General features: G+C 73.5%; 2 protein-coding genes. One reads left to right on the top strand and one right to left on the bottom strand.

Annotated features, from left to right (window positions below):
- On the bottom strand, positions 1-1,304 hold a 1,304-nt coding region (locus tag ACFFNX_RS47110; RefSeq protein WP_378212914.1), incomplete at its 3' end, for an amino acid adenylation domain-containing protein.
- Between the two features lie 161 nt (positions 1,305-1,465).
- Between ACFFNX_RS47110 and ACFFNX_RS47115 the strand changes: the two genes are divergently transcribed.
- Positions 1,466-2,718, top strand: a 1,253-nt coding sequence (locus tag ACFFNX_RS47115) for an MFS transporter (RefSeq protein ID WP_378212915.1), incomplete at its 3' end; no start/stop codon positions are given.

Raw genomic sequence — 2,718 nt, forward strand, 5'->3', positions numbered from 1 at the left:
TGTCCCCCGGCGTCCGGCCGGGCGACCACCGCCGCGCCGCCGACCGCCTCATGCCGGGACAGCACCGCCGCGACCTCGCCCGGCTCGATCCGTACGCCCCGGATCTTGACCTGGTCGTCCAGCCGGCCGAGGAACTCCAGCGCCCCGTCGCCGCGCCGCCGCGCCCGGTCGCCCGTTCGGTAGAGCCGGGCGCCGGACGCTCCCGACAGGTGGTCCGGCACGAAGCGCTCGGCCGTGAGCCCCGGCCGGCCGAGATAGCCCCGGGCCGGTGCCACACCGCCGATCAGGAGCTCGCCGGCCTCGCCCGGCCCGAGCGGCCTCAGGTCCGCGTCGACCACGAAGGCATGGACGTTCGCGATCGGGAAGCCGATGGGCGTCGTCCGGTCGCCCGGCCGGCACTCCCAGGCGGTGACCTGCACCGCCGCCTCGGTCGGGCCGTAGAGGTTGTGCAGCCGCGCGCCGGGCAGGCGTTCGAACGACCGTTCGGCCAGTTCGGCGGTGAGCGCCTCGCCGCTGCAGATCACGTGCCGGACCGTGCCGCATCGCTCGACGCCGGGCGCGGCGAGGAACGCCCGCAGCATCGACGGGACGAAGTGCAGGACGGTGACGCCCGCCCGGCGGATCACCTCGACCAGGTACGCGGGGTCGCGGTGCCCGCCGGGACGGGCGAGCACGAGCCGCGCTCCGGCCATCAGCGGCCAGAACAGCTCCCAGATGGAGACGTCGAAGCCGACGGGCGTCTTCTGCAGGACCCGGTCGCCGGACGTGAGCCCGTACGCGTCCTGCATCCAGGCGAGCTTGTTGGCGATGGCGCGGTGGCTGGTCATCGCCGCCTTGGGCGATCCGGTCGACCCACTGGTGTAGATGACGTAGGCCAGGTCGTCCGGGTGGGGATCGGGCGGCGCGTGCCCGTCCCCGGGGGCCTCGCCGGAGGGATCGAGGACGAGGACCGGTCCGGGGAACGCGGGCGGCGCGTCGTGCGGCCCGGTCCGGGTGAGGAGGACGCGCGCGCCGGAGTCGGCGAGCATGAAGGCCCGCCGCTCAGGGGGGTGCCCGGAGTCGAGCGGGACGTACGCCCCTCCGGCGGCGAGCACGCCGAGCAGCGCGACCGGCAGCTCCAGGGAGCGCTCCATCGCCACGGCCACCCGGTCGTCCGGCCCCACGCCCACGGCGCGCAACCGCTCGGCCAGCCGCTCCACACGCCGCCACATCTCGCCGTATGTCAGGCGGTCGCCCTCGAATTCGAGGGCGACCCGATCCGGCGACTTCGCGGCCTGCCGCGCGATGGCCTGACAAATCATCATGGGACTTATCCTCCGAAAAGATAAGACCGCAGACAAGGCTCGGAGCACGGTGCGGAAAACAGCTGGAAAGCGGTATACATGGCCGGAAGAATCGAGTACGCGGCCATCGCCGGTAATTCCGGGTGAAAACGGCTAATCCGCATCGGAGAAAGCGTCGAGTCGTGCAACCGTCCAATGCCAGGGGGAGACCGGGCCCGACGACCGGCGGTGGGCTCCGGCGTTCGCCGGACTTCCTGCGGCTGTGGGCCGCCCAGTCGATCAGCGAGACGGGGACCCAGGTCGGACAGCTCGCCGTTCCTCTTCTCGCGATCGGGGCACTGCGGGCCTCTCCCGCCGAGCTGGGTTTCCTGGCCGGGGCGCGCACCGTGCCGTTCCTCGTGCTCTCCCTGCCGGCGGGCGCGATCCTCGACCGCATGCGGCGCCGGCCGGTCCTCATCGTCGCCGACCTGTGCCGGGCCGCCCTGCTGGGGAGCGTGCCGGTGGCGTACGCGCTGGGCGTCCTGTCGTTCCTCCAGCTCTACGCGGTCGCCGTCCTCGCCGGCGTCTTCACCGTCTGCTTCGACGTCTCCTACCAGAGCTACCTGCCGGCGCTGGTGCGGCGCGAGCACCTCACCGAGGCCAACACCAGGCTCACCATCAGCGGGTCGGCGGCGGAGATGGTGGGGCCGGGCGCGGCCGGCGTGCTCGCGGGAGCGATCGGCGCGGCCGCGACCGTGCTGCTGGACGCGCTCAGCTTCCTCGTCTCCGGTCTGTTGTGCCGCGCGATCCGGCACACCGAGCCGAGGCCGGAGGCCGGTGGCGGCACGACGTCCCGGTCGCTCCGCCGGGAGGTCGGCGAAGGGCTCGGGTTCGTGTTGCGCGATCCGCTGCTCAGCCGGATCGCCGCCTGCGCGAGCCTGGTCAACCTCGCCTCGTCGATGCTCACGGTGCTGCTGACGCTGTACATGGTGCGGACGCTGGGCTACCCGTCCGCCCTCGTCGGGCTGGTGTTCGCGCTCTGCGGCGTCGGCTTCGTCCTCGGCGCGCTGATCGTCGGACCCGTGATCAGGCGCATCGGGTACGGCCGTACGATCACGGCCGGCGCGCTGGTCTCGGCGGCGGGACTGGCCGTGCTGCCCGCCACGTCCCCCGCGTCGTCCCTGCCGTTCCTCGCCGCGGGCCAGCTGGTGTTCGGCCTCGGCGTGCCGCTGTTCAACGTCGCGCAGGTGACGCTGCGGCAGTCCGTCACACCGGGCCGGCTCCAGGCGCGGATGAACGCGTCCATGCGGTTCCTCATCTGGGGCACGCTCGCGCTCGGCGGCCCGGCCGGGGGCTTCCTCGCCGAGGCCGTCGGGACGCGGCCGGCCATGGCCGTCGCGGCGGTGGTCGGGTGCCTGCCGCTGGCGCCTCTCCTGTGGTCGCCGGTTCCCGCGCT

Source organism: Actinoallomurus acaciae, assembly GCF_042429965.1.
Classification (GTDB): domain Bacteria; phylum Actinomycetota; class Actinomycetes; order Streptosporangiales; family Streptosporangiaceae; genus Actinoallomurus; species Actinoallomurus acaciae.